Here is a 5,313-nt window from a genome sequence, read left to right as displayed (position 1 = left end):
AAAAAAAATCCTCTATCTTACGATAAAGGATTTTTAAAAATAAAATAAAAACTGGCGGCGGCCTACTCTCCCGCGTTAGCAGTACCATCGGCGCTGGTGGGCTTAACTTCTGTGTTCGGAATGGGAACAGGTGAGCCCCACCGCTAAAACCACCCTAAATATGGTTTAATGTAACAATGTAGTTAATGTAACAGTGTAACAATTGATATTGGTACATTGATAAAATTTTACATTGCTAAATTATATGTATCGATAAAAACTTTCACAAAGAGCTAACCTTGCTGCACTTCCGTGCGCCATATTAGGCTATAAATCTACGGGTAATTAGTACTACTCGGCTATGACATTACTGTCTTTACACCTGTAGCCTATCAACGTCGTCATCTCCAACGACCCTTAAAAGATGTCTCATCTTGAGGCGAGTTTCGCACTTATATGCCTTCAGTGCTTATCTCTTCCAAACGTAGCTACTCAGCGGTGCTCCTGGCGGAACAACTGATACACCAGAGGTTTGTTCAATTCGGTCCTCTCGTACTAGAATCAAGCCCTCTCAAACATCTAACGCCCGCAATAGATAGAGACCGAACTGTCTCACGACGTTCTGAACCCAGCTCGCGTGCCACTTTAATGGGCGAACAGCCCAACCCTTGGGACCTTCTCCAGCCCCAGGATGTGACGAGCCGACATCGAGGTGCCGAACCTCCCCGTCGATGTGAGCTCTTGGGGGAGACTAGCCTGTTATCCCCGGAGTACCTTTTATCCTATGAGCGATGGCCCTTCCATACGGAACCACCGGATCACTATGTCCTGCTTTCGCACCTGATCGACTTGTAGGTCTCACAGTCAAGCACCCTTATGCCATTACACTCTACGCACGGTTACCAAGCGTGCTGAGGGTACCTTTGAAAGCCTCCGTTACTCTTTTGGAGGCGACCACCCCAGTCAAACTACCCACCACGCAATGTCCTTCCTCTCAGAAGTTAGGCTCCAAGTAAGTAAAGGGTGGTATTTCAACGTTGGCTCCACAAACACTAGCGTGCATGCTTCAAAGCCTCCCACCTATCCTACACATTACTTACTCAAAGTCAATACGAAGTTATAGTAAAGGTTCACAGGGTCTTTTCGTCCCATTGCGGGTACTCGGCATCTTCACCGAGACTACAATTTCACAGAGCTCATGGTTGAGACAGTGCCCAGATCGTTACACCATTCGTGCAGGTCGGAACTTACCCGACAAGGAATTTCGCTACCTTAGGACCGTTATAGTTACGGCCGCCGTTTACTGGGGCTTCAGTTAATGCCTTCGGTTTAACCCTAAGCACCTTCCTTAACCTTCCAGCACCGGGCAGGTGTCAGACCCTATACTGCATCTTTCGATTTTGCAGAGTCCTGTGTTTTTGATAAACAGTCGCCTGGGCCTCTTTACTGCGGCCACCATTGCTGATGGCGTCTCTTCTCCCGAAGTTACGAGACTATTTTGCCTAGTTCCTTAACCATGATTCACTCTAGCACCTTAGGATTCTCTCCTCGACCACCTGTGTCGGTTTTGGTACGGGTTGCTTCACTTCGGCTTTTCTTGGAAGCACTTTCCCTACAGCAGCTTCGCCCGAAGGCTAGGCCTTGACTATTCCGTCAGTCTCCAGTAAGTACGGCACTCCGTCCCCTTTTTAGTGTGAGCAAGTATGGGAATATTAACCCATTGTCCATCCACTACCCCTTTCGGGTTCGCGTTAGGTCCCGACTAACCCTCAGCTGATTAGCATGGCTGAGGAAGCCTTGGTCTTTCGGTGAGCGGGTTTCTCGCCCGCTTTATCGTTACTTATGCCTACATTTTCTTTTCTATCCGCTCCACAATACCTCACGATACTGCTTCGGCGCAAATAGAATGCTCTCCTACCAGATGTATAATTAAATACAAATCCATAGCTTCGGTAATATGTTTATGCCCGATTATTATCCATGCCGGACCGCTCGACTAGTGAGCTGTTACGCACTCTTTAAATGAATGGCTGCTTCCAAGCCAACATCCTAGCTGTCAATGCAGTCCAACCGCGTTGTTTCAACTTAACATATATTTTGGGACCTTAGCTGTTGGTCTGGGTTCTTTCCCTCTCGGACATGGACCTTAGCACCCATGCCCTCACTGCCGCAGAACATTTATTAGCATTCGGAGTTTGTCAGGAATTGGTAGGCGATGAAACCCCCGCATCCAATCAGTAGCTCTACCTCTAATAAACTCATTTGCGACGCTGCACCTAAATGCATTTCGGAGAGTACGAGCTATCTCCCAGTTTGATTGGCCTTTCACCCCTACCCACAGGTCATCCGAAGACTTTTCAACGTCAACCGGTTCGGTCCTCCACTCTGTGTTACCAGAGCTTCAACCTGCCCATGGGTAGATCACAAGGTTTCGCGTCTAATCCTACTAACTAACCGCCCTATTCAGACTCGCTTTCGCTCCGGCTCCGGTACTTAATACCTTAACCTCGCTAGTAAAATTAACTCGTAGGCTCATTATGCAAAAGGCACGCCGTCACACCTTATTGGTGCTCCGACCGCTTGTAGGCGTACGGTTTCAGGTTCTATTTCACCCTTCTATTCGAAGTGCTTTTCACCTTTCCTTCACAGTACTTGTTCACTATCGGTCTTTCAGGAGTATTTAGCCTTGGAGGATGGTCCCCCCATATTCAGACAGGATTTCACGTGTCCCGCCCTACTCATTTATCACTTAAATATGCCTTTCATATACGGGGCTATCACCCTCTACGGCCGTTCTTTCCAGAACATTCTATTAAACATAAATTAGCTTTTGGGCTAATCCGCTTTCGCTCGCCACTACTTACGGAATCTCTTCGATTTCTTTTCCTCCGGGTACTTAGATGTTTCAGTTCTCCGGGTTTGCTCTCTAAATAAATTTAGAGTGACTGGTCTTCAACCAGACGGGTTGCCCCATTCGGACATCTGCGGATCAATTCGTGTGTGCCGATCCCCGCAGCTTTTCGCAGCTTACCACGTCCTTCTTCGCCTCTGAAAGCCTAGGCATCCGCCATACGCCCTTAACGATTTCTTTCCTAATAATTATATTAGTTCAGTATTTTTTGATAAAATTTAATTTATCGATATTTTTATAAACTCGGCACTCGAAAGTGCTCGGTTATCTCTTTGTGATGTCTTTACCGTTAATGTCAATGATCTTAATGTCTTCTTGTCAAACTGATGAACAGATATTGTTTTTGGCTCTATCCGTAACTTTTAAATCAGTCTTCCAAAACTGTGGAGAATAAGGGAGTCGAACCCTTGACCTCCTGCGTGCAAGGCAGGCGCTCTAGCCAGCTGAGCTAATTCCCCCTCTAGGTTAATTTGATATTGAATATTTGATATTTGATATTAATTTCAAATTTCAAATCACAAATCTCAAATTCAATTAGTAGTCTCGGGCAGGCTCGAACTGCCGACCTCTACATTATCAGTGTAGCGCTCTAACCAGCTGAGCTACGAGACTGTCTTTTTAGACTTACAGATCCTAGATGCTAGATACAAGACTTTTGCATTCGTCTTGGGTCTTGGCTCTGGGCTCTTGTATCTCTTTCCCTATACTAATTTCTAGTGGGTTTGTATTTTTTATATATAGCAACCAAATAAAAAACTAAAGCTTCTCTTTAAGTAAGTACATGGACACATAGTGTCCTTATTTGTTTAACGTTCTTCAACGCTCTAAAATGAGATGTTCCAGCCGCACCTTCCGGTACGGCTACCTTGTTACGACTTAGCCCTAGTTACCTGTTTTACCCTAGGCAGCTCCTGTTACGGTCACCGACTTCAGGTACCCCAGACTTCCATGGCTTGACGGGCGGTGTGTACAAGGCCCGGGAACGTATTCACCGCGCCATGGCTGATGCGCGATTACTAGCGATTCCAGCTTCATAGAGTCGAGTTGCAGACTCCAATCCGAACTGAGACCAGCTTTCGAGATTTGCATCACATCGCTGTGTAGCTGCCCTCTGTACTGGCCATTGTATTACGTGTGTGGCCCAAGGCGTAAGGGCCGTGATGATTTGACGTCATCCCCACCTTCCTCTCTACTTGCGTAGGCAGTCTCACTAGAGTCCCCAACTTAATGATGGCAACTAGTGACAGGGGTTGCGCTCGTTGCAGGACTTAACCTAACACCTCACGGCACGAGCTGACGACAACCATGCAGCACCTTGAAAATTGTCCGAAGAAAAGCCTATTTCTAAGCCTGTCAATTCCCATTTAAGCCTTGGTAAGGTTCCTCGCGTATCATCGAATTAAACCACATAATCCACCGCTTGTGCGGGCCCCCGTCAATTCCTTTGAGTTTCATTCTTGCGAACGTACTCCCCAGGTGGCTAACTTATCACTTTCGCTTAGTCTCTGAACCCGAAAGCCCAAAAACGAGTTAGCATCGTTTACGGCGTGGACTACCAGGGTATCTAATCCTGTTCGCTCCCCACGCTTTCGTCCATCAGCGTCAGTTGTTGCTTAGTAACCTGCCTTCGCAATTGGTGTTCTAAGTAATATCTATGCATTTCACCGCTACACTACTTATTCCAGCTACTTCAACAACACTCAAGACCTGCAGTATCAATGGCAGTTTCACAGTTAAGCTGTGAGATTTCACCACTGACTTACAGATCCGCCTACGGACCCTTTAAACCCAATAAATCCGGATAACGCTTGCACCCTCCGTATTACCGCGGCTGCTGGCACGGAGTTAGCCGGTGCTTATTCGTATAGTACCTTCAGCTAGATACACGTATCTAGGTTTATCCCTATACAAAAGAAGTTTACAACCCATAGGGCCGTCGTCCTTCACGCGGGATGGCTGGATCAGGCTTTCACCCATTGTCCAATATTCCTCACTGCTGCCTCCCGTAGGAGTCTGGTCCGTGTCTCAGTACCAGTGTGGGGGATCACCCTCTCAGGCCCCCTAAAGATCGTAGACTTGGTGAGCCGTTACCTCACCAACTATCTAATCTTGCGCGTGCCCATCTCTATCCACCGTAGTTTTCAATATCTAGTGATGCCACTTAATATATTATGGGGTATTAATCTTCCTTTCGAAAGGCTATCCCCCTGATAAAGGCAGGTTGCACACGTGTTCCGCACCCGTACGCCGCTCTCTAGATTCCGAAGAATCTATACCGCTCGGCTTGCATGTGTTAGGCCTCCCGCTAGCGTTCATCCTGAGCCAGGATCAAACTCTCCATTGTATGTTTGTCTGACTCACTCAAAGTTTTGACGCTTTAGTTTTTCCTTACTTGGTTGTTATATTGTATGTCAATGATCTTT

2 tRNA genes and 3 rRNA genes are annotated in these 5,313 nt (G+C 46.8%); all 5 read right to left on the bottom strand.

The window, feature by feature from the left end:
• Nucleotides 1-49 precede the first annotated feature (49 nt).
• Nucleotides 50-157, bottom strand: a 5S ribosomal RNA gene (rrf, locus tag LQV47_RS22440).
• A gap of 147 nt (nucleotides 158-304) precedes the next feature.
• A 23S ribosomal RNA gene (locus LQV47_RS22435) occupies nucleotides 305-3,070 on the bottom strand.
• 204 nt (nucleotides 3,071-3,274) lie between these two features.
• Nucleotides 3,275-3,348 (bottom strand) — tRNA-Ala (locus tag LQV47_RS22430).
• 80 nt (nucleotides 3,349-3,428) lie between these two features.
• Nucleotides 3,429-3,502 (bottom strand) — tRNA-Ile (locus tag LQV47_RS22425).
• Between the two features lie 215 nt (nucleotides 3,503-3,717).
• Nucleotides 3,718-5,234: ribosomal RNA gene (locus tag LQV47_RS22420) — 16S ribosomal RNA — on the bottom strand.
• Together the 16S, 23S and 5S rRNA genes with 2 tRNA genes alongside form the textbook arrangement of a ribosomal RNA operon.
• Nucleotides 5,235-5,313 lie beyond the last annotated feature (79 nt).

Origin of the sequence: Chryseobacterium sp. Bi04 (assembly GCF_918698085.1) — a bacterium.
Classification (GTDB): domain Bacteria; phylum Bacteroidota; class Bacteroidia; order Flavobacteriales; family Weeksellaceae; genus Chryseobacterium.
The sequence above is the reverse complement of the archived record's forward strand: the minus strand, read 5'-3'. Positions and strand labels throughout refer to the sequence as shown.